Genomic DNA, 23,539 nt, shown 5'->3' with positions numbered 1-23,539 from the left:
GAATTAACAATCTATTAGACCTGTAAATTGAAACAGAAATAGAAATAAAAATCGAAATATAAAGCGGCGTTCACAGCCGCTATACCAGATTGGTATTACTACTTACGTGAAAGGAATTTAGTCATGACAACACCGAGTTGGGATCTAAGCATTGCTTATCGCGATCTTGATGATGCAAAAATCGAGCAGGACATTGAACTCATCCAACAGTGCATTGAGCTGTTGTACCTACACGTTGAAAAGCGTCATATTATTCTAGCGATGCAAAACGCCATTCAAACTTCTGAAGCAGCAGGCACGTTACTGAGCACGATCAACACTTTCGCTAATTGTCACGCATCGGTAGACGCGACACACACAGAAGCCAAAGCACTACTTGGTCGAGTTGCGAAACTGAATTCTGAAATGTCTCAAGCGTTCAGCCCTTATGAAGACATGCTAATTCACGCAGAACCAGAATTTATTGATGCAGTATTAGAGCATGACAGCACGGATGTTGCAGGGCAACGCTTTGCTATCGAAAGCTCACGTAAGTTATCAAGCACTCGTTTCAGTGTTGCTGAAGAGCAGTTATTGGCAGCGATGAAGGTTGATGGGCGTGACGGATGGGGTCGTTTATACGATAACCTAACTGGTTCTTTAAAACTGTCGCTAAAGCTGAACGGTGAAGACGAAGCACTAGGTTTTTCACAAGCGGCGAGCTTGTTGTACGGTAGCGAATTCGACAAACAAGAACCGGCATGGCGCGCAGTTCAAGGCGCAATGAAGACACACCAAGAGTCATTTGCTTCAATTCTAAATGCGCTTGCGGGTTGGCGACTGACAGAGAACAAAAAACGCTCGAAAATAAGCGACGTGCATTTCCTTGATCCAAGCCTACACGGCAGCCGTATTGTGCCAGAAACACTAGACACCATGATGTCGGTAGCGAAAGCTAATCGAGCTGTTGGTCAGAAAGCGGGTTTGTTGATGGCAAGAGTTCACGGCTTGGATGAAATGAAGCCTTGGAATCATTTAGCAGCAATGCCACCACTTGGTGACGCTGAATCTAAGGTTTACCCATTCGATGAAGCTATCGAAGTGATCAAAACTGCGTTCGCTGAAGTAAATCCAGAGATGGCTGATTTTGTCGCATTAATGGTTGAGAACGGTTGGATTGATGCCGCACCAGCTGCCAACAAACGTTTAGGCGCGTACTGCACCAAGTTTGCTGCGACACGCACCCCGCTTGTGTTCATGACATGGAGTGGTAGCCGCTCAGACTTAATGACATTGGCGCACGAGCTAGGTCACGCGTTTCACAACTGGGTGATGAAAGACATGCCGTTGTGTCAAACACGCTACCCAATGACGCTAGCAGAAACCGCTTCAATCTTTGCTGAAAACATCGTCCGTGACCACTTGTTAAAACAAGCACAAACACGCAATGAGAAACTTGAAATGCTGTGGGAAGAGCTTTCTTCTTCTTTGGCACTAATGGTGAATATTCCCGTTCGCTTCGAATTTGAAAAAGCCTTCTACGAGCAGCGTGAAAAAGGCGAGCTAACGGCTCAGCAGCTGTGTGACTTGATGGAAACCACTTGGAAGGAGTGGTATGGCGATGCAATGACAGAAGCCGACCCTTACTTTTGGGCGAGCAAGCTGCACTTTAGCATCTCTCAAGTGAGCTTTTATAACTATCCATACCTGTTCGGTTATCTGTTCAGTAAAGGTGTTTACGCTCAGCGCGATGCGAAAGGTGAGCAATTCTACGGCGATTACGTTTCGTTGCTTCGTGATACGGGCAGTATGATGGCGGAAGAAGTCGTTGAGAAGCACTTAGGGATGGACCTGACTCAAGCTGATTTCTGGCAACAAAGCATCGACATGGTCAAAGTTCAAATCGATGAATTTGAAAGATTGCTCGATCAGGAAGATTAATTGATCTCAATCTGTTCATGGCAGGTAAGAGCTGTGTTAGCTTACGTGGCTCTTATCTTGCTGACATGACTTGAGAAAAGCTGAGACAGCCAAAAGTTGCTTTAAATAGAGAAAGTTATTTGGAACAGATGTCGGTTAGTAAAGTCAGCAGGTAATATAAAAATATATGGGTAGTATTTGTGAGTGATAACGGAGTTTCTATTGATAAGTGCGATCCTAGCAACACAATTTCTATGTACAATTTATTAACATACGGCCGTGCAATTAAGGAGTAGCGCATGACGAAGACCCTCTTTCGCCAATCATTTCTTTTTGACAGCCTAGATCTTGAGCAAGAAATGATTGCAGGACAGACCGTACTGAGTAACGGTGTTCAAATTAAGCTTCATCAACGCGGTGTATTGGAAGTGATTCCCGCGGAGTATAATTCTGAGACCAAGAACATCATCTTTTCAACAGGTGTTCATGGCGACGAAACTTCACCAATGGAGCTGATTGATAAGCTCATTGAGGATATTGAAACTGGCTTCCAAGTAGTGACCGCAAGATGTTTGTTCATCATCGCTCACCCAGAAGCAACCAACGCGCATACTCGTTTTCTTGATGTGAACATGAACCGTCTGTTTGATGACAAGCAGTACGAGAGCAATCGAGAAGTGGATATCGCGAATAACTTGAAAGACTTGGTTACTGAGTTTTACAAGGAAACGATACCTGCCACTCGTTGGCACTTAGATCTGCACTGTGCGATCCGTTTGTCTAAGCATTACTCTTTCGCCGTAAGCCCTAAGGTTCGCCACGAAGTTCGCAGTAAAGCCTTGTTCGATTTTATTAACAGTGCTCACGTTGAAGCGGTGTTGTTATCCAATGCGCCAACGAGTACTTTCAGTTGGTACAGCGCTGAAAACTTTGAAGCCCAAGCACTGACAATGGAGTTAGGGCAGGTAGCAAGAATTGGTGAGAACCATCTTGATAAGTTAACGGCTTTCGATTTAGCAATGCGCAATCTGATTGCTGAAATAGAACCAGAGCATTTACCAAAGAAAACCATTACTTATCGCGTAAGCCGAACCATTGTTCGTTTGCATGATGATTTTGATTTCATGTTCTCTGATGCCGTTGAAAACTTTACGGCGTTCAAGCACGGTGAAGTGTTTGGTCATGATGGCGATAAGCCATTGATGGCGAAGAATGAAAACGAAGCGGTGGTATTCCCAAATCGCAACGTGGCTATCGGTCAACGAGCGGCCTTAATGGTGTGCGAAGTTGAAACACGATTCGACCACGGTCAGCTTGTATACGATTAATATCCAGTCGGGTTTAATCGTTCAAAACAACCGTCCAACTGGTTGAAATATCAAGGTTCACATTACGGTGTGAGCCTTGAGTTTATTTAGGGATACAGGTAAGGTTACGCGAACAATTTCAAAGTAGCTTGATATGGATTTCCAACAACTTCTTCACCAAAAACAGCGCAAATGGACCCGAGCCATTTATCTGATGGCAGCACTGCTTGTCACGCTGAGTGCGATTTACCTAATGGTTGGCGATCTTTTCATTTCTCCTCTGGGCACCTTGTCTACGTTAGAACAAAAACTACTGATTGATTTACGTTTACCTCGACTATTGGCGGCTATTGCTATCGGGGCAGGTTTGGCTGTATCTGGCGCAAGCTTACAAGTCTTATTGGGTAACGTATTAGCAGAGCCAGGTGTGCTCGGCATTTCTGGTGGCGCAAGCTTGGCGATGGTGATCGTGCTGTTCTTCTTACCGTTTGCTCCTACGCCTGAATTGTTCATGATTGCCGCCGTTTTAGGCTCGCTCTGTTTTACCGTTATTCTGGTTAGTATGGTAAAAACGATGCGACTTACTACCGCCAAATTACTGCTAGTCGGTGTCGCGTTGGGCATTCTTTCTGGTGCGATGGTGACATGGGCGTTCTATTTTAGTGATGACCTCAGCCTACGCTTATTGATGTATTGGCTGATGGGCAGCTTAGGTGGCGTCACTTGGTATCAACACTCGCTCACTTTAGTGATGATCCCCGTGATTATTTGGTTGTGCCTGCAAGGTAGTAAGCTAGATAAGTTAATGATTGGCGAGACCCATGCTGCGCAGTTAGGCGTGAACGTTCCGAAATTACGTTGGCGCTTGATCTTCGCTGTGTCTATTTTAGTCGGCTGCGCGGTTGCTTTAGGCGGCGTGATCAGCTTTGTTGGCTTGGTTGTGCCACACTTGTTACGTTTAGCGATTGGTACCGACAACCGATACCTTCTTCCTTTGTCTGCCGTTGCTGGTGCAGCATTGCTTGTATTTGCTGATATTTGTGCCAGAACTTTATTAGATTCAGCAGAACTACCCTTGGGTGTGATGACTACCAGTATCGGTGCGCCTATCTTCATTTGGATGTTAATTAAAAATCATGATTCAAATTAAGAGCCTGAGCGTCGGCGCTCGTTTATTACCACTATCATTTGAGCTCAAGCAAGGGCAGGTGACTCACGTCATCGGTCCTAATGGCAGTGGAAAAAGTACCTTATTAGAAGCGATATCTGGCGTTGGTGATGGCTACAAAGGTGATATAAAGATCGACGGTCAAGACTTGTCAGCATTATCACTACAAGATTTATCATTGCATCGCGCTTATCTTTGTCAAAGTGCAAGGCCAGCCTTCAACTTGGAAGTGTTCCAATACCTTGCGTTGTCACTGCCAAGCTCGTCGCACGGCCTTGATGCTGAAATCAATGCAGCTTTGGACGAAATCAGCCAGATGCTAGACATCACAGACAAACTTCATCGTTCAATTCAGACTCTGTCTGGTGGTGAATGGCAACGCGTTCGCTTGGCGGGAATGTGCCTGCAAATTTGGCCGACGCTTAATCCTTATGCAAAACTCCTGATCCTAGACGAACCTGCAGCGCCATTGGATATTGCTCAAGAAGCATTGCTGTATAAGCTTATCGAACGAGTGGCTGAGAAGGGCATTGCGGTTATTATGGCTAACCACGACCTAAACCGAACCTTGAGACATGCCGACCAAGTACTGCTGCTCGACAAGGGCGTACTACAAGCATCAGGTAGTGCAGAACAAGTTCTTACGCCTGAACAGCTAGAGTCCGTGTTCAATACTGAAGTCAAAAGTATCTCAGTCGATAATCAAACTTACCTGCTGTTTGGTTAACTTAGGCTCATCAATACAAGGCAATCTATATGTTTAGATATATTCAACGACGACGAATCAAGAAAGTAATCAAATCACTTTCTGGAAAGTTGGTGAAAGCGTACGGAAGCAGTGATTTTTTCTCTATTGGGCAGGTAGAAACGAGTTCGTGTGAATTGAGTAAGCGCCAACAACTGGTTGCCTTAGCTTTATTTGCTGATCCACAAGACCTTGCTGTTGAACTGGTTTCAGCCATTCAATTACTGCGTAATGATGTGTCTAATGACTTCTTCGGTGGTGAGGAATATAACGCGCGTGATGTACTTAATTTGTTGGGCGGTAGCGGTTGGAAGGGCGGTCGTATGGACGATGATATGTCGAATCGATTTGGTATGAATAGCCGCTATTAGTTTAGCTCGTTCAAATTAACGTTTAGTGATTTATCGATTTATAGACATACGCTCATTAGCTCATTAGCTGAGTAGCTTAGCGATTTTGCAACAGTCTCAACAACGTAATAATGATGATAAAAAGCACTCAATATCATTATTTATGCGAGCGTTTCACTCCAATTAATTCAATGAAAAAATACCTTCCTAGCGATCTATTTTCTTAGGGAATGCGTAATTTTTGTCGGTAAAAATTGATAATTCGAAGCAATATCATCTATCTCGAACTCATTTCTTTGAGTTGTGTGACTCTGATTCCTTTCAAAATAAATCCCCCTTTTATTGATAGTTATGACGTATATATTTTTCGTTGTTCTTCAATTAAAAACTATAAACCTTCGAACTGCAATTTAGGTTGGTAAGTGACCAATTAATGTTGTGTGCAGGATAAAATAATAGAGAGTGGGAAAGTGAAAACAGCAAATAATAATATTCTAAAAATAGCAGTGGGGATGGCTATGCTATCGAGTGTGCCATCAGTAGCAAACGCTCATGGCTGGTCTGAATTTCCAAGTGCACGTCAGAACACATGTTATGAGCAAGGCGGGGTTTGGTCGGGTACACCACCAAATGCTGCATGTGCTCAAGCAAAAGAGATTTCTGGGTCATATCCGTTCGTTCAACGCAACGAATACGCCAAAAACATTCAAGACTTCAACAACATCAATGCAGTGAAAGCGGCGATACCTGACGGGACGTTATGTTACGCCAATGATTCACAAAAACGCGGCATGGGAGCACCACATACTGGTTGGGCTCGCACCGAGCTAAGCACTGGTACATTTGAATATGTATTCAACGCGACTGCACCACACAATCCTTCTTTCTGGGAGTTTTATCTAACGAAACCAAACGCGGATCTAAGCAAAAGTTTAGCGTGGGGTGACTTAGATCTTATCCAAAAAGAGGGGAATGTTCCGGTAAGTGGTGGCAAATACCGTATCAACGTGACGATTCCTTCAGATCGCTCTGGCGACGCAATCTTATACGTACGTTGGCAACGTGACGACGCAGCGGGTGAAGGCTTCTACAACTGTTCAGATATCACTATCGCGGGTGGTACAACTCCTCCACCAGAGCCGGGTCCTGAGCCTGATCTCGTGCGTGGCGACCTATTTGTTTCAGAAGGTTTTGGTACACCACAAGTTGGCGATACCGTTAAGTACGACATCATCAACAAGTACGGTGAAGTAGCGCGTAGCTTCGACATCGTCATCGACGCTTCAAACGTTAACGATTGGGCTCGCTTGTTGGCTTCAGAAATTAACGGCTGGCACGAAGAGTTTAAAGATGGCGCGATCTTCATTGGTGATTGGCACGCTGAAATGCAGCACTACATGTACTTCCAAAACGATCCTTCACGTAACTTTTTTAACTCAAAGGATAGCCGTGCTTCTGGTCAGTTAACGTTGATTGATGGTGGCGACGGTGGTGTTGAACCATTAAAAGGCGACATCTACGAGCTAGTGAAGAGTGACAACGTAGTGAATGCTGGCGCCAAAGTTGTAATTGCAACAAGTGAAGCGGCGACATTAACTCAAACTCAAGGTTCTACAGTAAGCATTCAAAATAACGGTACCGCGTCAGTTGTCGTAGATACGACTGGTATTGTAGCGAATGAAACCTTGTCATTCATGGCTAGTTCTATTGAAAGTGATAGTGTTGAAACCTTCACGTTCGAAGTGATTGCCGATGACGGTGGCGTAACACCTGACCCAGATCCAACGCCGGATCCTGAGCCGACTCCTGACCCAGACAATGGCACATGGGATTCATCAGCGACTTACTTAGGCGGTGAAGTTGTAACGTACTCGAACCAGTCGTGGAAAGCACAGTGGTGGGTTCAAGGTGGTACAAACCCTAAAGCGACCTACGAAAATGATCAGTGGGGCGTATGGCGCCCAGCTAAATAACGCCATAGATTTCACGATATGGGCACACCCGAGGTGCCCATATCTAATTACCTCTAGTTTAACAAACCTTAATTCTTCAAATTTACTTTTTCAGAACATCCACATACATTCCCCAGATCAGCCCCAATGAAAACAATTTCATCTAACCTATTGTTAAATATTTACTATTTGATAGTGTGTCTAGGTGCACATTAAGGATGTGTTTCATATTTAGCGATGAAAATAGTAGGAGTTGCGATGAGTATTATAGTGAGACGGTCTGAACCGTCAGATGCAAAGGGAATCAAAGAAGTTTACGAATGCACTAATGCTTATACCGGTACGCTGCAACTCCCAAACCCATCTCTGGAAAGCTGGCAAAAACGAATCTCTAATATGCCCGATAACGTGTACTCGTATGTCGCGATGATCGACGATGAGATTGTTGGTAATTTGGGAATGGAAGTGTGTGTAAACCCGAGAAGGCGCCATGTAGCTTCATTCGGTATGGGTGTTAAGGACGATGTGCTAGGCAAAGGTGTCGGTAGCCAACTACTCGCGACCGCGATCGACTTGTGTGATAACTGGATCAATATCAAGCGAATGGAGTTAACGGTGTATACTGATAACGAAAGAGCGATCAGCCTGTATAAGAAGTTTGGCTTCGTTATTGAAGGGGAGTCGGCTGGATTTGCCTTTAGAAACGGCGAATATGTGGCGGCTTATCACATGGCTCGACTGGTATAGCACTTAGCTGTAACTAACATTCGGCTACAATTAGCACAAAGCTACGATTAACACAGTTAGAAATCACTGACAGATAATAAAACGCCACGTTATTTAAACGTAGCGTTTGCTATTTTGGTCCGCTGATGCTTTAAACAGCTATAGCCATAACCTGTCTTAAGCCGTTAGTGGCTCTAGGTTCGCAGGGCGGTAGTGTACTGATTTTAGCACTTTACCTTGGCGAACTGTCTTACCTTCAGATACGAAATCTTCCGCACACTTAGCGATGATGTATTCGCCTTTTTGAACCGCCATCAGCTTGATGTTTTGCTCAGCATAGAAAGCTTCTGTTTCAGCGTATTCAGTTTCGTTGCGACATACTTTGCTCATGTTGCTTGAGTGTACTTCGTCCCAACAAGGTAAGAAGTCAATTGAGCGGTTTTTAGAAACATTCAACAGTAGGTCGATCAGGTAACTGATTGCTAGATTGTCTTCAACCTTAGCTTGGCCAAGGTGAACCAAACGTCCCATCAAAACATAAACGCTGTCTACAATAGCGTCCGCTTGTTCAATTTTAGAGTCGGCTTCTGCAAGTTCTGTTAGTTCTTCTATCGCTAGCGAGGTATGTAGCGTATCGCCTTTTTCGTCCATTGTTTCAGGCGCAGCAACAGGCAGATCAAAAGTACTGCGGAACTCTTCAATGTCGCGGTAAAGGTGATCGTAGATTTCTTGGTTTAGTTGAGAAAGGTTCATTTTCCTATCCATTCTGTTTCGTTAATGGGGCATTTTAACAAAGGTAGGAATAGGGTGCTAACGCAAAGTCGAAGAAGTCAGCTTTTATTCATTGAACCAATGAGGTATTTTGCATACAAACCAATTGATTATTGTGTTTTATTACCCTTTACTCTTCTAAATATACCAAATATTGATGTTGTCATTAAACTCGGCAGCAGTGGGATCCCAGTTATGTTCCAAGCTAGTGAAAGTGAAATTGTTATACGCCGCTTGTATCAAATCACCAATGATTATCGAAAGGGCTTCGATAGTCAGATCGCTCAACTGCTTATCATGGGGCTTGAACGCTTCAATCTTGATATTGGTATCTTATCGAAAGTCGATGGCAATGCTTATGTTGTTGAACATTGTGTTACGCCTGCAGGGGTAGAACTCAATAGGGGTGACACCTTCAATTATCGTTCTACTTATTGCGAAATCACTTGTAAATCGATTGGTCCTATCTGCATTGAGCATTGCGGTAAACATGACAAGTATGCGACACATCCTGCCTATCAATCTTTTGGGCTAGAGTCTTACATTGGTATCCCAATTTTCGTTAATGATGGGCTTTATGGCACCTTAAACTTTTCAAGCCCAGCCCCTTATCATCGTGAGTTCAAAGAGTTCGATATCGACGTTATGAGGTTAATGGCCTCATGGATCGAAGTGGAACTGGTTAGAAGACAGCAAGAACGAAAACTCAAAGAGCTGAATGAGAAGTTAGAATACCAAGCTATGTACGATCCTCTGACACACTTGCCGAATAGACGTTGCTTGTTCAAAACGTTGAACGCAGAAGTGGAACAGTTAAAAGGATCTTTAGGAAAGGGAACCTTAGCGGTTGTAGACATCGATTTCTTTAAACAGGTCAACGACACTTATGGTCATCAAATGGGTGATATTGTATTAAAGAAAGTGGCGAACGTGCTGAGTAATAATACTCAAGAGGGTGAGTTTGTGGCACGTTTTGGCGGCGAGGAGTTTATTCTTTGGTATCCGAATAGAACCCCCGGTTATGTTGAAGATAAGTTCATGATTCTTTTGCAAGAGATGAAGAAAATCACGCTTGATAGTAAGCCAGTCACCATATCAATCGGTGCGTGTCATTTTGAGTTAAGTGCAGGGGATACAAAGGGGGAAAGGATGTCGGCGTTAGACTCATTAATCAAAGTTGCCGATGAGTGCTTGTACATTGCTAAACAAAATGGACGAGATCAGTTTATATCTCGTCCATATCATCAAGAACACTCAGACTCGTAAGTTGAAGCTGTCACCTCTTAATGCTCAAAGGTTAGTTCTTAACTGAATAGATAAGGGAACAACTTACGACGCTCTTCGGGTGTTAAAGATTCAACTCTCGCGATGTTGGTATCTGGGATAGCTTCAGGATTAGGGTAGTGCTTTAACACCTTTTCCATGCTTGCTTCACGAATCAAATGGTAAACCGGGTATGGAGAGCGGTTAGTAAGATTTTCATCGTCTTCTGGATCCGCACCACCAAAGCAATAGTCTGGGTGGAAGGTTGCCACTTGGTAAACACCTTCCCAGTCTTCCTGTTTGATTAGCGCTTCAATCCAATCAATGAACATGTTGTAGTCGAAGAAATCTTGCAGCATGTTAGGGACAACCACTAAAGTCGTCTCTAATTCAGCGACTGGCGTGTTATCTAACTCTACGAAATGCGTCATGATGTCTTCCAGTAACGCTTCTTCCGTATTCGCTTCACTCACAAAGATCTTAATCTGTTTATTACGTTGTGGCTTGGCTGCGAATGGACACAGGTTTAGGCCAATAACGACATCGTCTAACCACTGTTTTACTTGGTCATGGATGGTTTGAAGATCTGTGCTTTGAGTGTTCGACATAACAGGTTCCGAAATGAAATTTTGCGTAGGATATCAGAACGGACGTTAATCAAAAGCAATAATTGAGTTACAGACTCAGCCACAACTATGCTTGTGCGAGTTTGGACGCCGATACTTTTAGCTGTTTCAACTGATAGACCCATACAATTATCGCAACATAGAAGATAGAACCACCTGCGATCACACCATTCCAACCAAACAGCTGCCAACAATATAAGAGTAAGAAACCACCTAAGCTCCCACCTATGTAATAGTGGACTAAGTAAAGTGCGGTTGCCGTTGCCTTAGCGCTCGGCGCTTTTTGACTTACCCAAGAGTAGGCAAGGGTATGGGCGAAGAACGCGCCGCCACTAATTAATAACAACCCGGCTAACATGAACGGGACTTTGTCGACGGCAGAAACCAACATACCAATTAAGCTGATACACACGCCGATCAATATACCGTTTAACGGGTCAAAACGAAGTGTCCATTTGTTGGAGAGCTTAGAGGTTACCGTACCGGCCAAGTAACACAGGAATATCAGCGAAGCTAAACCAACGGGTACCGAGTGAGGCGCTGATACTAACCTAAAGCCCATTACTGAATATAAGTTAACGAACAGAGCGAAGTTAGCACCACCAATCAACATCGCGAGCCACAAGGTACGGTTTCTTAAGTGCATCACTACAGAGCGGTTATGATGAAAGAACAGCCCTTTCTGCGGTTTGAAGTTTTGTTGGTCAGGCAGGCTATACTCAATATAGAGCGCACCAAGCAAAGAGCCGACAACGAAAAATAACACCGTCGCATGCCAGTCGAAATAGTCCGTAATCAAGCCACCTAATACACGACCGAAGATGCCACCTAATGAGTTAGCCGCGATATAGCCACCAATCGCGACTGCAAAGGCTTTCGGTGATAATTCTTCGACCATATAGGCAACCGCCACGCCTGCAAAAGCAGCAACCGCGATTCCCATGAATGCTCTAGCAATAACCAGTTGTAGTAGGGTAGTTGTGAACACCATGCTCAATCCAATCAAAGGAATAGCGAACAGACTGAACAGAATGATGGGTTTTCGGCCAAAGGTTTCAGAAGCGATTGCCCAAGGCACCAAACTGATGGAAAGCCCAAGAGTTGTCGCGGCAAACAGCCAGTTGATTTGCGTTTCAGATACTTGGAAGTGCTCAGCCATGTGCGGCAAGATTGGCTGAAAGAGGTAAAGGTTACAGAAAATGATAAACGAGCCAATCGCCAATGATTGGGTGATGCGTTTGTATTGAGGACTGCCTTTATCAAACATTTACGTTGTGCCTGCACGAGTTAATAAGCTATTTGTGAACAAGTTATCAGCACAATTGAGATTAAAGAAATATATTAAAAATATCACCTCTATATATTTAATATATCGCTATGCTTGAATCAAAACCTCTTCGACATTTTCTTGCCGTTGCTCAGTTCGGTAATTTCACGCAGGCGGCCAAAGCGCTGCATATCGCACAGCCTGCATTGAGTATTTCCATTAAGAAACTAGAACAGACATTGGAGTTAATTCTGTTTCGTCGCGGAGATAAATCCGTCACCTTAACGGAAGAGGGAAAAGTGTTGTTCGAACATGCAAGGAGAATTGCTCAGCAGTTTGATGATGCTCAACTCGCAATGAATGAGTTAAAGGGATTAGAAAAAGGCGAGGTGCGATTGGGCGCTCCAAGCATGATGGGCAGCTATTTTTTCCCTCAAGTCGTGATGGCATTTAAAAGCCAATACCCAAACCTAAAGTTGACTTTGATTGATGCTGGCACCGCTTCTATTCGAGAAATGCTATTAAACGGCGAACTCGATATTGGCGTAATCAACCATGAGAATGTGCCTGATGATCTCGAAACCGACCACTTGTTGAGCTCTGAGATGCTGGCTGTGGTTGGCAAAGACCACCCACTAGCGTTACAGCCATCCATCACCTTTGAAGAGTTTTTCGCTCAAGAACTGATCATGTTCAAATCTGGTTATTTCCACCGTGATTTTATCGATGCGACTTGTAAGAAGTACAACCTCGATATGACAATTGCGTTTGAGACCAATTTATTGCCGATGATCCTTTCTATCGTCAAACGAGAGTTTGCCATTACTGCGTTACTCAGCTTGGTCACGGAGTATGAAGAAGATGTGGTCGGCGTGCCATTTAAAGATCCTGTAAAACTCAATCTATCTTTGGCTTGGAGAAAGGAAGGGTATTTGTCGAAAGCCGACAGAACCTTTATTGATTTCGTTAAGCGGTATGTGTGAGTTAGTAAGATATAAATAAACAAAGCCCGAGTATCCTGGATTGGACATTCGGGCTTTATTATATAGAAGTATTACTGGCTTAGAGCACTTAGTTACTCTTTGAGTTATACATCTTATCGAAGTTCTTCTGATTCCAGCCGACCATCACTTGATCACCGATTTTCAGTACAGGGATAGAGCGAGCACCCATCGCTTGCAACTCTTTACGGCCACGCTGCATCTTTGCATTCGTTAGGCGGTAAAAAATTTTCTTTGAATCCAAATAGCGCTGTGCATCTTTACAGTGCGGGCATTTGTCTGCGACGTACAATACAACACGTTTCATTTTTACAATCTCTTTTTGAGTCTAGCTCTTGGTGAATCTCGCTAAAGTGTAACGAATCCTAGGTGATTAGAAAAGTGTGATCAGTTACACTATGCGGCTCAATTTTCAAGACCACAACGTATTGTAGTGGTGTAACTTGTACGGTCTTTCAGCATGCATCCTTCTTTACGCTATATCCAAGGCTACCCGAAGCACATTCTCGATCCGGTAACTCAACTAGTTGAATCGGGAAAGTTGGTGCCGTGGTTTGAAGCTCGCTACCCAAAGAATCATGAAATAAAAAGCGAGAAAGCCCTGTTTGACTATGCGATTGATATTAAAAATCGTTATATGAAAAAAACACCACCGATCAGCAAAGTGATTTATGACGGCAAGATACACCTAATCAATAATGCATTAGGTCTGCACTCTTACGTCGCGAAAAATCACGGTGGAAAGATCAAATCGAAGAATGAGATTCGTATCGCCAGTGTTTTTAAAAATGCGCCAGAACCTTTGCTGAGAATGCTAGTGGTGCATGAACTGGCGCACATCAAAGAGAAAGAACACGACAAAGCCTTTTACCAACTATGCTGTCACATGGAGCCGGAATATCATCAACTTGAGTTAGATGCCCGTTTATTCATGATGTATTTAGACTTAAAGAAGTAGCCCAATGAGCCAATCACAAAATAGAACGACGCTAAGCCTGTCGAAAAACAGTACTTCATCAGTAAAAACAAAAGACAACCCAAATAAAGAAGGCTGCGGTAAGCGTATTTCTACAAAGAACACATCTGATAAAAGCCGCAAGAATAGTGCGCCTAAAGGCGCTGGCAATAACAAAGCAAAGCGACCTTTTGCAAAAGACAGCAAAGGTAAGCAGGGTGCGAATAAAGGATCATCGAATAAGGGTTCTTTCAATAAAACGGCTTTTAACAAAAACGCAGCCCAGAAAAGACGTTCGTCAGAGAAGCCTCAAGGTGGATTACACCCTAGAAACCAACACACAGGTCGCTACGACTTTGAGTTATTGGTTGCAGCCTTGCCTGAGCTAAAAGAACATCTGATCAAGAACCCGGTTGGTGAAGACACCATTAATTTCTCTGATCCATTAGCCGTTAAGCTACTTAACAAAGCTTTACTGGCGCATCATTATGGCGTTAAGCATTGGGATATTCCTGCTGGTTACTTGTGCCCGCCAATTCCTGGCCGTGCTGATTATATCCACAGAGTGGCAGACATCCTTAATAGTGATGGTCAAGGCGAACCATATAACCACGCGTCTGTGAAAGCATTAGATATCGGTGTTGGTGCAAACTGTATTTACCCAATCATTGGTGCGACAGAGTATAAGTGGCGCTGGACAGGTACTGATGTCGATTCAGTCTCCATTAAAACAGCGAACTTCATTGCGGAAAGTAACCCTAATCTAAAAGGTAAGATCCGAGCTCGCCTGCAAGCGGACTCTGAATCTATCTTTAAGGGCGTGATTAAGGACAACGAACGTTACGATGTCACTATTTGTAACCCTCCATTCCACAGTTCTCTTGAAGAAGCGGAAAAGGGCTCACAACGCAAATTGGATAATCTAGCGGCGAACCGTGCTAAGAAAGCCGGTCAGTCGTTCAAGCCAGAAACGAACAAGAAGTCAGTTAAGTTAGATAAACCAACTAAGCAAGATAAACCAACCTTAAACTTTGGTGGTCAAAAAGCCGAGCTTTGGTGTCCGGGTGGTGAAGCAGCTTTCATCATGAAGATGGCGAGAGAGAGCCAGCTTTTCGCTACTCAAGTGTTGTGGTTTACGACATTGATTTCGAAGAAAGACAACGTCGATATGGTTCGTTCAGAGCTGGGTAAGCTAAGAGCTAAACAAGTAAAAGTGGTCGAGATGTCGCAAGGCCAAAAGGTGAGTCGCTTTATCGCATGGACCTTTATGGACGACGAGCAAAGACAAGAGTGGATCGCGCTAAAATAGCGGCTGCACTGAGTTAAGACATTCAGTTGAAATTACATACGGGCTTGTTGTTAACGCAACAAGCCCGTTTTTTGTGTTTTTCATATGCGCTAAGCAGAAAGTAACTCATCTAACTTGCTCTGATATTTCTTCTCTAGAGCACTGTTACCTGCTTTCTGTTCAAGTTCGACCAAGATTTTAAGCGATGGAATTTGATAGCCATAACGTTGGTGGAATTTCAATAAACGAAGCCTAGCGTCGTTGTAATCGGCGTCACTCACTTCAATTTTTGATAGCTGTAGTATCGACTTTACGCGATTTGGGTCGTGGTCAATCGCTCGTGTGAAGTAGTATTTTGCTTGGTCGGTATTACCAGCCTTAAACGCGCAGAATGCCGCGTTCTCATAACTTGCAGAGACAAGGTAGTAGTAGGGTTGGTCGATGGCACGGTTAAAGTATTTATCGGCTTGCTCGTATTCGCCCTGTTTACACAAGAATGTACCGTAGTTATTCAATACATTGCCGTTTCTTGAATCTAGACTGAGTGCTTTGCGGTAAGTGGTTCTTGCTTCATCTACTTCGCCAACTTGTTCGTAGTAATGTGCCATCGAAAGTTGCGCGCGGTAATAACTAGGAGCGTGTTTGATAGCGAGCTCTAGATTTTCACGTGCTTTGACCATATTACCTTGTCCCATGTAGCCCAAACCCAATTCAATGCGTGATTGAGACATCGCAATTGGATCACTAGCAATTTTTGGTGGCCCTTCGGTTACAGAAACACAACCTACTAAGGAAAGAGAGGCGAGTAGCGTGAGTTGAGATAACAGGATAGGTTTTGGTAATAGCGACTTGTTAGGCATGTGCAGCTCCTTTTGAACACAAGTCCATCATATGAAATCGAACACACCTAAGTGTTATATAGATTATGGAATGCGACCCAAACATCATAAAAAAACCGTGTCCAATTTGGTGTTTTATCAACAACCTATGGAACACGGCTCTATGTGTTTGTGAATCGGAAGAAAGAACTTAATCGTCTTTGGTAAAGTTGTCTTCGCTGAAATGATCCAGATCGTAAGGCGTTTGCTGGTAAACGCAGTAGTTTAACCAGTTAGAGAACAACAAGTGTCCGTGGCTACGCCAACTTGCTACAGGCTTGTTATCTGGATTGTTGTTCGGGTAGTAGTTAATTGGAATAACAGGCTCCATGCCTTCACCCAAATCACGGATGTATTCGTTGTGAAGTGTATGAGCATCGTATTCAGGGTGACCGGTTACAAATACGTTTCGCTTATCTTTGGTTGCCGCTAGGTATACGCCCGCCACATCAGAAGTCGCAAGAACATCAAGGTCGGTATGCTCGGCTAAATATTCCTGAGAGAAATCAGCATAGCGAGAGTGCGGTGCCAAGAAGGTATCGTCGAAGCCACGTAAAATTGGGTGGTACGGGTTATGTATTTCGTGGTTGTAAACCCCAGAAAGCTTATCTTTACGAGTACGCTTTGGTAAATCATACAAGAGCTTTAAGCCAGCTTGAGCTGCCCAACACACATACAAGGTTGAGGTCACATGCTTGTTTGCCCATTCCATGATGGTTTTTAGATGATCCCAGTAGATAACATCTTCAAATTGAACCAAGCCAAGTGGCGCACCTGTGATGATCAATCCATCAAAGTTTCTCCCTTTGACCATTTCAAATTGACGGTAGAAGTTATCAAGGTGTTCTGTCGGCGTGTTTTTACTTGGTCGGTCATCAATACGCAACAGCTCTACATCGACTTGCAATGGGCTGTTGGATAGTAGGCGTAAGAATTGAGTTTCAGTTTCAATCTTCTTTGGCATTAGGTTGAGGATCAAGACTCGAAGTGGACGAATTTCCTGTGTCGATGCTCTTGATAACGGCATAATAAAGATGTTTTCTTCACGAAGAACATCAGATGCTGGCAATTGGTCTGGAATGCGAATAGGCAAAGCTTTCTCCCTAAGCTAGATATGTAGACGTCTATACATCTAAATTTATAGTAGTTTGATACGCTTGTCGATATACAAAATGGATAGTTGTAAATTATTTGTGTTTGCTATCAGAAGTCATCCACCGACATAGAGGGGAGTCTCACTGTATTCAGTGATTATTTGAGTCGAGTATAAGGACTCGGTTTTCGGATGTTGAGCAAAGGCAGTTATCAGAGAAACTCGTTACTATTTAAGATAAACTCATGTTTTCAAATTAGCCTGTAAAGTGACAGATGAAGTTAATACTCATTCGAGGGTTGCCCGGTTCTGGCAAGTCAACAAAAGCAAAAACCTACGATGCATTGCATGTCGAAGCGGATATGTATTATGTGAATGATCAAGGTGACTATTATTTTGACCCAAGGCAGTTGCAGCAGGCGCATGAGTGGTGTCAGAACACTGCAGAAGACGGCTTGAAGCAAGGGTTAGACGTTGTAGTGTCGAATACTTTTATTAAGCAGTGGGAAATGAAGGCTTATCGTCAACTCGCACTCAAATACAAAGCGGATTTGGTTATAGAAGTGTGCCGAGAACAATATGGCAGCATTCACGACATCGAACCGTCGGTGATTAAGCGCATGGCGAAAGATTGGCAAGAATAGCCTCGTTCTTTCTCTGCTGCGTGGCTGAATGGTAAATAGAATTAAACTAATAGAACAACTCCAAGGTAACGATTGAAATGGCAAAGCGCTCTGTTGTGGTCGACATGACATCTTACGGCATCTATACGACGTGGGATTCTAAATCTAAAGACCTTCCAAAAATCCAAGAGTTCACCACTACCGTTGATGCTGAAATCGACGTGGAATTTGGCTATATCTTGAATATCAAAAAAGCCAAAGGTGAAAAAATCCGTTACTGCATCTATCACCCGAACATCACCACCGACACGGGTGAAGTACTCGAGCCGTTCGATGGTGAAGAGCATGTCGGCAACAATGACTGGGATTTCTACTTAGGCGACACTATCTGGGCTCCTGTCTCCAACAAACTAGGTAAATGGCGCATGACGGTCGAGCTAAAAGGAAACATCATTGCCGACAAGACATTCGACCTTGTTGCGAAAGACGAAGGGCAGTTTTGGAAGCGCAGGGGTTTTTAGATTAGAACTTCTGTCTAAATTAAGACAACAAAAAAGCCGAGTCACACGTTACATGTGAGCTCGGCTTTTTGACGTTAACTAGATGGCATTTTCTATTTCGTCAACGAGTAAGACAGGCTAGTTAACCAGTAAGACTATTGAGTCACGTAAGCCACAACAAACTCAGTGATTGCGACCATGTCTTTTACTGCAATGTACTCTTCAGTGGTGTGAACTTTCGCCATACCTGTAGAAAGGTTAACCGTTGTTAGACCTTTAGCATTGAAGTTGTTTGCATCGCTACCGCCGCCTGTGCGTTTGGTATTTGCCGTTACGCCAAGCTTCTCGAATGCGGATTTGATAGAAAGAATGTGCGGGTGGTCGTCTGCGATAACGAATGCATCGTAAGCACGAGTAGATTCGATTTCTACTTCAGCACCGAACTGTTTTGCACTCTCTTGGAATGTAGAGATCATGTGCTCAACTTGAGCTGTTAGCTTTTCTCCGTTTAGAGAGCGAGCTTCAGCCACGACTTTAAGCTCTGGCATTACGATGTTAGTCGCTTGACCGCCTTCAACAATACCGACGTTTGCCGTAGTTTCTTCATCGATACGAAGTAGATTCATCTTAGTGATCGCATCTGCAGCAACTTGAATGGCACTGATGCCTTCTTCTGGCGCTAAACCCGCGTGAGCAGGGCGACCTTTGATGTTAGCAACAATCTTCTGCTGACCCGGAGCCGCATTGACGATAGTGCCTATTGGGCCGCCTGTATCAAGTACGATAGCGTGCTCAGACTGAATGTAAGACATATCGAAGTTTAAAGAACCGAACAGACCGCCTTCTTCGAATACTGTAAATGCAATCTCGATAGTTTTGTGCTCTTGGCCTTCAGCTTTAATGCAACGAACTGCTTCCATGATAGCCGCGATACCAGACTTGTCGTCGCCACCTAGAATTGTGTTACCTTTTGAACGGATGATACCGTCATCGATGATTGGCTCAATGCCAATACCTGGCGTTACAGTGTCCATGTGGCAGCTGAACACTGTGCTACCTGGAAGAGTGCCATCTAGACGAGCGTAAATGTTGAAACCGTTAGACACTTCTTCAGGAACCGCTAGTTTGTGAACTTCAAAACCCAGTTCACCAAGTTGCTCAGCCAAAGCTTCAGCAATCGCTTTTTCGTTACGAGATTCACTATCAATTTTCACTAGATCGCAGAAATGTTCTACGAGACGTTGTTCATTAATTTGGGTCATTGTTAATTCTCATTTTGCTCCGTTGTTTCTAAAGAAGTCACGGAGGCTGGAACAGGAAAATTACTATAACGCCTTTTTACAGAATCATTGCCTGAGTTAAATCAAGAAAATTATCTGATTATTCTAATTTATGAGAAAAATACTACCCGGATCGACCCATGTGCAGGATTTAAATCTACATATGTGTCGGGTACAATGTGCTACAGCTTAACGAAACAGTCGATAAAATTGGTATGCAATCAGTATGGCACTTATAAATGAATAACAACAGAGTGTTAGGATCATTTCTTTTCGTCGTACTTATGAGTACGGTACTTGGATTGTACCTACTCTATCCAACTTATGACGACGATTTACAGTATATTCGACCAGAAAATCCGAGTGCGTATAGCCCCGAGAAAGAGATGTCTCTTACTCAATACGGCGCTGAACTCATTGAAATCCTTAATGTGTCTCGCGGTGATCCACAACTTGCCTCCCAAAAGCTTGAAACCTTAAAAGCAACGAGCCCCACGCAAGATAAAGCCATCTATCGTGGTTATGAACTAATGATTTTGTCGAATCTCGCACAGCATAAGCTCGATAAACAAGCTGTTTCTGAATACACTCGAGAGATTAAGGCGTTAGCACTGCGTGAAGATATGGGGTGGCTAAAGGCACAGTCATTAGTTGAATTAGCGATTGAGCTTATTAGTAAAGGTGAGTTAGCCGAGGCTGAATCTCAAGTTCAAGCTGCAATAGACATCGCTGAATCAATCCATTATGAAGAATTGTTGATTAAAGCCTACAACACTGCGGGCTCGATTAAAAATATCCAAAATGACTTACCCGAAGCTCAGTATTTTTTTCATAAAGGCTTAAATCTTGGTAAGAAATACCCGAAGCATATTTATAACAGTAAGCTTATGTCGAATATGGCATTGCTTTATATCTATTTGGAAGATTGGCCGAAAGCACTCCAATTAATAGAAAAGGCCAAAAGCCTCTATATTAAGAGCGGCTTACGTGATGGTTCAATCATAGGCGTGTTATATGTTAATGAATCATTTGCCTATCTACGCAGTGGTGACTTAACAAAAGGTCGAGAGGCTTATAAAAGTGCTGCCAAATTTAATGACGATAGCGTTAGTGAAAGATACAAAATCCTTCTGTTGAAAGCTCAGAGTGAAGTCCTACTAGCAGAGAAGAACTTTGAGTTAGCAAGGGAAGTAACAAACCAATGTATTCGTTACCCGGGAATCGAAAAGTACACACTTCAATTGGGTCAATGTTACTTAAACAGAGCCTTGGCTAATATCGGTTTGAACAGAGATAACTTTGTTTTCTATGATCTAAAACGTTCGTCTACGATGTTTGATGTTGTCGGTAGCCGTAGTTGGAAGGTGCTTGGTTTCAAAGCGCTTGCAGAATACTATGAATCTAAAGGTAACAATGATGTTGGACTTCACTATTTCAAGCTTTATTACAAGGGTAACAAGGCGCTGTTATTTGATAAGCGCCAGAGTGATATCTTTTTATTAGAACAAGACTTTGCTACGGCTTCATTAGCGAAAGAGAATGAACTGCTTAATGCGGAAAAAGAGCTCGCTGAGATGACTTTAGATAAACAGCGTTTAAAGGAGCGAATTGTCGTCGTACTTGGCGTTATGGTCATCATAAGCTTTGCGCTACTACTGGTAAGGTTATGCTCTATGCAAAAGACCAACAAAGAGTTGGTTAAGCAATCGACGAGATGTGAGTTGACAGGTTTATTCAATAGACGCTACCTGGAACAATTGTTAACTCGGCCAATGCCATTTCGTTTGTCTCCGTTCGGATATACGCTTGCTATTTTGGACTTAGACCAATTTAAACGCGTCAATGATACTTACGGGCATGATATTGGTGACCAAGTGTTAGTGGAGGTCGCTAAGCGTATAGAGCGAACACTATTAACAAATGACGTCTTAGCACGGTGGGGTGGGGAAGAGTTCGTTTTACTGCTTGCAGGCACTCAAGATCCGGGCAAACAGTTGGAAATGGTAAGACAAGCTATCGCTGAACAATCGATAGAAACACATTCCGGTCTGTTAACATTGACTACATCGATAGGTGCAACGATTCATTTAACGAATCAAGAGTTAAATCGCAGTACCTACAAGCAGCACTTGAAATCAGCAGATGACGCTTTATACCAAGCAAAACAATCAGGGCGTAACAAAGTAGTCATTGCATAAGTGCCAACGCTTGGCTGCGCTCATTAATTCACAGGATTTAATCAACTCAGCTTATTCGATTAAACCCGATTGTCAGATCTAGCCTCGATTCATATAACTAAGCGAATAAGAGTATTAACTTACTCTTATTCGCTTACATAGACTTAACTTACGGATTTATTTAGCAGCACCCTGTAGCATTTCAACTAATTCACCTTCTGTTGCGGGTTCTCGAGCGAGCTCAATAACCGCTGAAGCACCGCCTTTTAACATATAGGCTTTGGTTCCGCAGTGGTCATAATGGAACCACTTACCATCTACACACACGTCGGTATAACATCTCGGGTCTTGTTTGAGTTCCATAGTAATTTCCCTATTAACATTTGCCTAACGTTTTTCATGCTAATTGGTCACAACTTGGTGCGGTTTGATCTAAATCAATTTAATATGTAATTGATGATTTGATTAGTAAATAGGAGATGTACGTCTTGAACTGTCGAAGCCGATAAAGAGACCGCCTCTGACGATTAAAGCGTTCAAAGGTCATGATTCCAATTCGCAGCTCTGCTTCTTTTGCTTGCCACGTGACGCTTTTCTACATACGCTAACCACTCTCTTAATCCCTATACAAATGTGATTGTGTTGGAAAATGACTAATATCTTTATCGTTGTAATTGTTCTGGTTGTGTTCTTTTACTTTATTCAAAACTATCTAGTAAAAAATGATGACACCAAAGATCATGCTTATCAGAAGAAAGGCTCGTTAATGTCGGCGCAACAAGCGACATTCTATAACGCACTTAAATCCGCAGTGGGTAACCATGGGGAAGTATTTGCTAAAGTGAGCATGTCTAACATAGTTGTCCCCGCTAAGGCGAACAATAAAAAGAATTGGTTTATCGCGAACAACAAAATATCACGTAGTTATTTTGACTTTGTAGTGTGCGACCCGCGAACGTTAGAGCCACGCGTAATCATCGAATTGGACAATGGAAAAGAGCTTAATAAAGGAAAGGTTGATCGCGAGAAGCTATTGATGCACGTTTGTAAATCGGCAGGCCTTCCACTTATTGGCGCTTCAATTAAGCACAGTTATCAAGTGAGCCGTTTGAAGAGGTTACTGGCAGCACACATCGATTTAATTGAGCCATCAAAAGAGGTTCGATTCTGCAAGAAATGTAACAGCCCTATGATCATCAAACTGGCAAGCCATGGCGATTATAAAGGCCGACGTTTCTTTACTTGTAGTCGTCAACCTAACTGTACTTATACCGAGAACTACAACGTAGTGTTCGACATGGATGAAGATTCTAACTAATATATTGCGCCAAAGTGCTCAGTAAAGAGGAAAAGACACGAAGCATGCTGATGTCCGTAATCATCGAAGTTGAACTTAAATGTGATCTACTTCAAGCCATTGATCTGCTTTGTGTTTAAAATTTATTCTGATTGTTGTTTTTAAAAGCAAACGAACCGTTTTGTGCAAATTTATCCTTGCACGTATCTAAATCACTCGCTATTATCCATCTCGTTCTGAAGCGTTAGCCACTTAATAAAGCGGTTAGATACGTTTCACAGTATTGCCCGCTTAGCTCAGTTGGTTAGAGTACTTGCATGACATGCAAGGTGTCACTGGTTCGAGTCCAGTAGCGGGCACCAAATTCGTTCTT

The 23,539-nt window shown here is 43.2% G+C and carries 23 protein-coding genes and 1 tRNA gene; 16 read left to right on the top strand and 8 right to left on the bottom strand.

Going from position 1 to position 23,539, the window contains the following annotated elements; genetic code table 11:
• Window positions 1–123 precede the first annotated feature (123 nt).
• From Q5H80_RS07690 to Q5H80_RS07660, 7 genes are all read left to right on the top strand, one after another.
• Complete coding sequence (locus tag Q5H80_RS07690; protein WP_304564044.1) at window positions 124–1,920, top strand: M3 family oligoendopeptidase; 1,797 nt, start codon at window positions 124–126, stop codon at window positions 1,918–1,920.
• Between the two features lie 278 nt (window positions 1,921–2,198).
• Window positions 2,199–3,227, top strand: a complete 1,029-nt coding sequence (locus tag Q5H80_RS07685) for a succinylglutamate desuccinylase (RefSeq protein ID WP_304564043.1) — start codon at window positions 2,199–2,201, stop codon at window positions 3,225–3,227.
• A 133-nt stretch (window positions 3,228–3,360) separates the two neighbouring features.
• Complete coding sequence (gene btuC, locus Q5H80_RS07680; RefSeq protein WP_304564042.1) at window positions 3,361–4,356, top strand: vitamin B12 ABC transporter permease BtuC; 996 nt, start codon at window positions 3,361–3,363, stop codon at window positions 4,354–4,356.
• Complete coding sequence (gene btuD / locus Q5H80_RS07675; protein ID WP_304564041.1) at window positions 4,343–5,101, top strand: vitamin B12 ABC transporter ATP-binding protein BtuD; 759 nt, start codon at window positions 4,343–4,345, stop codon at window positions 5,099–5,101. Before btuC ends, btuD begins: the two co-directional genes overlap by 14 nt.
• 29 nt (window positions 5,102–5,130) lie before the next feature.
• Window positions 5,131–5,490 carry a DUF6559 family protein gene (locus tag Q5H80_RS07670; RefSeq protein ID WP_304564040.1) on the top strand — a complete coding sequence of 120 codons (360 nt, stop codon included), beginning with the start codon at window positions 5,131–5,133 and terminating at the stop codon, window positions 5,488–5,490.
• Window positions 5,491–5,987: 497 nt separating this feature from the next.
• Window positions 5,988–7,442: a lytic polysaccharide monooxygenase gene (locus Q5H80_RS07665; RefSeq protein WP_304569396.1), complete on the top strand. Its 1,455-nt coding sequence runs from the start codon at window positions 5,988–5,990 to the stop codon at window positions 7,440–7,442.
• Window positions 7,443–7,679: 237 nt separating this feature from the next.
• Complete coding sequence (locus tag Q5H80_RS07660; protein WP_017068284.1) at window positions 7,680–8,168, top strand: GNAT family N-acetyltransferase; 489 nt, start codon at window positions 7,680–7,682, stop codon at window positions 8,166–8,168.
• A gap of 156 nt (window positions 8,169–8,324) precedes the next feature.
• Here the strand turns inward: Q5H80_RS07660 and Q5H80_RS07655 are convergent, their stop codons facing one another.
• Window positions 8,325–8,900, bottom strand: coding sequence for a nucleoside triphosphate pyrophosphohydrolase family protein (locus tag Q5H80_RS07655; RefSeq protein ID WP_304564037.1), 576 nt, complete (start codon window positions 8,898–8,900; stop codon window positions 8,325–8,327).
• A 213-nt stretch (window positions 8,901–9,113) separates the two neighbouring features.
• Here Q5H80_RS07655 and Q5H80_RS07650 point away from each other — a divergent pair, with 213 nt between their 5' ends.
• The gene (locus Q5H80_RS07650) at window positions 9,114–10,184 is read left to right on the top strand and encodes a diguanylate cyclase domain-containing protein (RefSeq protein ID WP_304564036.1); all 1,071 of its coding nucleotides are present in this window, start codon (window positions 9,114–9,116) and stop codon (window positions 10,182–10,184) included.
• 38 nt (window positions 10,185–10,222) lie between these two features.
• Here Q5H80_RS07650 and Q5H80_RS07645 read toward each other — a convergent pair whose 3' ends face one another.
• Window positions 10,223–10,789: a DUF1415 domain-containing protein gene (locus tag Q5H80_RS07645; RefSeq protein WP_017096948.1), complete on the bottom strand. Its 567-nt coding sequence runs from the start codon at window positions 10,787–10,789 to the stop codon at window positions 10,223–10,225.
• An 85-nt stretch (window positions 10,790–10,874) separates the two neighbouring features.
• Window positions 10,875–12,074: an MFS transporter gene (locus Q5H80_RS07640; RefSeq protein ID WP_304564035.1), complete on the bottom strand. Its 1,200-nt coding sequence runs from the start codon at window positions 12,072–12,074 to the stop codon at window positions 10,875–10,877.
• Window positions 12,075–12,184: 110 nt separating this feature from the next.
• Between Q5H80_RS07640 and Q5H80_RS07635 the strand changes: the two genes are divergently transcribed.
• Window positions 12,185–13,057, top strand: coding sequence for a LysR family transcriptional regulator (locus Q5H80_RS07635; RefSeq protein ID WP_304564033.1), 873 nt, complete (start codon window positions 12,185–12,187; stop codon window positions 13,055–13,057).
• An 88-nt stretch (window positions 13,058–13,145) separates the two neighbouring features.
• Here Q5H80_RS07635 and Q5H80_RS07630 read toward each other — a convergent pair whose 3' ends face one another.
• Window positions 13,146–13,382: a glutaredoxin family protein gene (locus Q5H80_RS07630; RefSeq protein ID WP_304564032.1), complete on the bottom strand. Its 237-nt coding sequence runs from the start codon at window positions 13,380–13,382 to the stop codon at window positions 13,146–13,148.
• 153 nt (window positions 13,383–13,535) lie between these two features.
• Here Q5H80_RS07630 and Q5H80_RS07625 point away from each other — a divergent pair, with 153 nt between their 5' ends.
• Both Q5H80_RS07625 and rlmF read left to right on the top strand, forming a co-directional pair.
• The gene (locus tag Q5H80_RS07625; RefSeq protein ID WP_304564031.1) at window positions 13,536–14,033 is read left to right on the top strand and encodes a YgjP-like metallopeptidase domain-containing protein; all 498 of its coding nucleotides are present in this window, start codon (window positions 13,536–13,538) and stop codon (window positions 14,031–14,033) included.
• A 4-nt stretch (window positions 14,034–14,037) separates the two neighbouring features.
• Window positions 14,038–15,339, top strand: a complete 1,302-nt coding sequence (gene rlmF / locus Q5H80_RS07620) for a 23S rRNA (adenine(1618)-N(6))-methyltransferase RlmF (RefSeq protein ID WP_304564030.1) — start codon at window positions 14,038–14,040, stop codon at window positions 15,337–15,339.
• Between the two features lie 89 nt (window positions 15,340–15,428).
• Here rlmF and pilW read toward each other — a convergent pair whose 3' ends face one another.
• Both pilW and metA read right to left on the bottom strand, forming a co-directional pair.
• Window positions 15,429–16,178 (bottom strand): type IV pilus biogenesis/stability protein PilW, encoded by a 750-nt coding sequence (gene pilW, locus Q5H80_RS07615; protein WP_304564029.1) that lies wholly within the window; start codon window positions 16,176–16,178, stop codon window positions 15,429–15,431.
• A gap of 169 nt (window positions 16,179–16,347) precedes the next feature.
• Window positions 16,348–17,289, bottom strand: a complete 942-nt coding sequence (gene metA, locus Q5H80_RS07610; protein WP_012604106.1) for a homoserine O-succinyltransferase — start codon at window positions 17,287–17,289, stop codon at window positions 16,348–16,350.
• Between the two features lie 275 nt (window positions 17,290–17,564).
• On the opposite strand from metA, the gene Q5H80_RS07605 reads away from it, so the two are divergent.
• The gene (locus Q5H80_RS07605; RefSeq protein WP_135384404.1) at window positions 17,565–17,933 is read left to right on the top strand and encodes an ATP-binding protein; all 369 of its coding nucleotides are present in this window, start codon (window positions 17,565–17,567) and stop codon (window positions 17,931–17,933) included.
• A 77-nt stretch (window positions 17,934–18,010) separates the two neighbouring features.
• Window positions 18,011–18,433, top strand: coding sequence for a DUF3859 domain-containing protein (locus Q5H80_RS07600; RefSeq protein ID WP_012604104.1), 423 nt, complete (start codon window positions 18,011–18,013; stop codon window positions 18,431–18,433).
• Window positions 18,434–18,567: 134 nt separating this feature from the next.
• On the opposite strand, the gene Q5H80_RS07595 is transcribed toward Q5H80_RS07600, so the two are convergent.
• Window positions 18,568–19,674, bottom strand: a complete 1,107-nt coding sequence (locus Q5H80_RS07595; RefSeq protein WP_304564028.1) for a M20/M25/M40 family metallo-hydrolase — start codon at window positions 19,672–19,674, stop codon at window positions 18,568–18,570.
• A gap of 257 nt (window positions 19,675–19,931) precedes the next feature.
• Between Q5H80_RS07595 and Q5H80_RS07590 the strand changes: the two genes are divergently transcribed.
• Window positions 19,932–21,890, top strand: a complete 1,959-nt coding sequence (locus tag Q5H80_RS07590; RefSeq protein WP_304564027.1) for a diguanylate cyclase — start codon at window positions 19,932–19,934, stop codon at window positions 21,888–21,890.
• Between the two features lie 156 nt (window positions 21,891–22,046).
• Here Q5H80_RS07590 and Q5H80_RS07585 read toward each other — a convergent pair whose 3' ends face one another.
• Window positions 22,047–22,232, bottom strand: a complete 186-nt coding sequence (locus Q5H80_RS07585; protein WP_304564026.1) for a hypothetical protein — start codon at window positions 22,230–22,232, stop codon at window positions 22,047–22,049.
• A gap of 286 nt (window positions 22,233–22,518) precedes the next feature.
• Here Q5H80_RS07585 and Q5H80_RS07580 point away from each other — a divergent pair, with 286 nt between their 5' ends.
• Both Q5H80_RS07580 and Q5H80_RS07575 read left to right on the top strand, forming a co-directional pair.
• Window positions 22,519–23,187, top strand: a complete 669-nt coding sequence (locus Q5H80_RS07580; protein WP_135381741.1) for a DUF2726 domain-containing protein — start codon at window positions 22,519–22,521, stop codon at window positions 23,185–23,187.
• Between the two features lie 264 nt (window positions 23,188–23,451).
• Window positions 23,452–23,528: transfer RNA gene (locus Q5H80_RS07575), tRNA-Val, on the top strand.
• Window positions 23,529–23,539 lie beyond the last annotated feature (11 nt).

The sequence above is a fragment of the Vibrio sp. SNU_ST1 genome (genome assembly GCF_030563405.1).
Taxonomy (GTDB): Bacteria; Pseudomonadota; Gammaproteobacteria; order Enterobacterales; family Vibrionaceae; genus Vibrio.
The sequence above is the reverse complement of the archived record's forward strand: the minus strand, read 5'-3'. Positions and strand labels throughout refer to the sequence as shown.

Excerpts from the sequence above, each read along its gene's own strand:
- Q5H80_RS07685 (WP_304564043.1), top strand. The coding sequence starts at position 2,199 with ATGACGAAGACCCTCTTTCGCCAATCATTTCTTTTTGACAGCCTAGAT.
- rlmF (WP_304564030.1), top strand. The coding sequence starts at position 14,038 with ATGAGCCAATCACAAAATAGAACGACGCTAAGCCTGTCGAAAAACAGT.
- Q5H80_RS07650 (WP_304564036.1), top strand. The coding sequence starts at position 9,114 with ATGTTCCAAGCTAGTGAAAGTGAAATTGTTATACGCCGCTTGTATCAA.
- Q5H80_RS07640 (WP_304564035.1), bottom strand. The coding sequence starts at position 12,074 with ATGTTTGATAAAGGCAGTCCTCAATACAAACGCATCACCCAATCATTG.
- Q5H80_RS07635 (WP_304564033.1), top strand. The coding sequence starts at position 12,185 with ATGCTTGAATCAAAACCTCTTCGACATTTTCTTGCCGTTGCTCAGTTC.
- btuD (WP_304564041.1), top strand. The coding sequence starts at position 4,343 with ATGATTCAAATTAAGAGCCTGAGCGTCGGCGCTCGTTTATTACCACTA.
- pilW (WP_304564029.1), bottom strand. The coding sequence starts at position 16,178 with ATGCCTAACAAGTCGCTATTACCAAAACCTATCCTGTTATCTCAACTC.
- Q5H80_RS07595 (WP_304564028.1), bottom strand. The coding sequence starts at position 19,674 with ATGACCCAAATTAATGAACAACGTCTCGTAGAACATTTCTGCGATCTA.
- Q5H80_RS07605 (WP_135384404.1), top strand. The coding sequence starts at position 17,565 with ATGAAGTTAATACTCATTCGAGGGTTGCCCGGTTCTGGCAAGTCAACA.
- Q5H80_RS07660 (WP_017068284.1), top strand. The coding sequence starts at position 7,680 with ATGAGTATTATAGTGAGACGGTCTGAACCGTCAGATGCAAAGGGAATC.
- Q5H80_RS07665 (WP_304569396.1), top strand. The coding sequence starts at position 5,988 with ATGCTATCGAGTGTGCCATCAGTAGCAAACGCTCATGGCTGGTCTGAA.
- Q5H80_RS07670 (WP_304564040.1), top strand. The coding sequence starts at position 5,131 with ATGTTTAGATATATTCAACGACGACGAATCAAGAAAGTAATCAAATCA.
- Q5H80_RS07645 (WP_017096948.1), bottom strand. The coding sequence starts at position 10,789 with ATGTCGAACACTCAAAGCACAGATCTTCAAACCATCCATGACCAAGTA.
- Q5H80_RS07580 (WP_135381741.1), top strand. The coding sequence starts at position 22,519 with ATGACTAATATCTTTATCGTTGTAATTGTTCTGGTTGTGTTCTTTTAC.
- Q5H80_RS07585 (WP_304564026.1), bottom strand. The coding sequence starts at position 22,232 with ATGGAACTCAAACAAGACCCGAGATGTTATACCGACGTGTGTGTAGAT.
- Q5H80_RS07690 (WP_304564044.1), top strand. The coding sequence starts at position 124 with ATGACAACACCGAGTTGGGATCTAAGCATTGCTTATCGCGATCTTGAT.
- Q5H80_RS07590 (WP_304564027.1), top strand. The coding sequence starts at position 19,932 with ATGAATAACAACAGAGTGTTAGGATCATTTCTTTTCGTCGTACTTATG.
- btuC (WP_304564042.1), top strand. The coding sequence starts at position 3,361 with ATGGATTTCCAACAACTTCTTCACCAAAAACAGCGCAAATGGACCCGA.
- Q5H80_RS07630 (WP_304564032.1), bottom strand. The coding sequence starts at position 13,382 with ATGAAACGTGTTGTATTGTACGTCGCAGACAAATGCCCGCACTGTAAA.
- Q5H80_RS07625 (WP_304564031.1), top strand. The coding sequence starts at position 13,536 with ATGCATCCTTCTTTACGCTATATCCAAGGCTACCCGAAGCACATTCTC.
- Q5H80_RS07655 (WP_304564037.1), bottom strand. The coding sequence starts at position 8,900 with ATGAACCTTTCTCAACTAAACCAAGAAATCTACGATCACCTTTACCGC.
- Q5H80_RS07600 (WP_012604104.1), top strand. The coding sequence starts at position 18,011 with ATGGCAAAGCGCTCTGTTGTGGTCGACATGACATCTTACGGCATCTAT.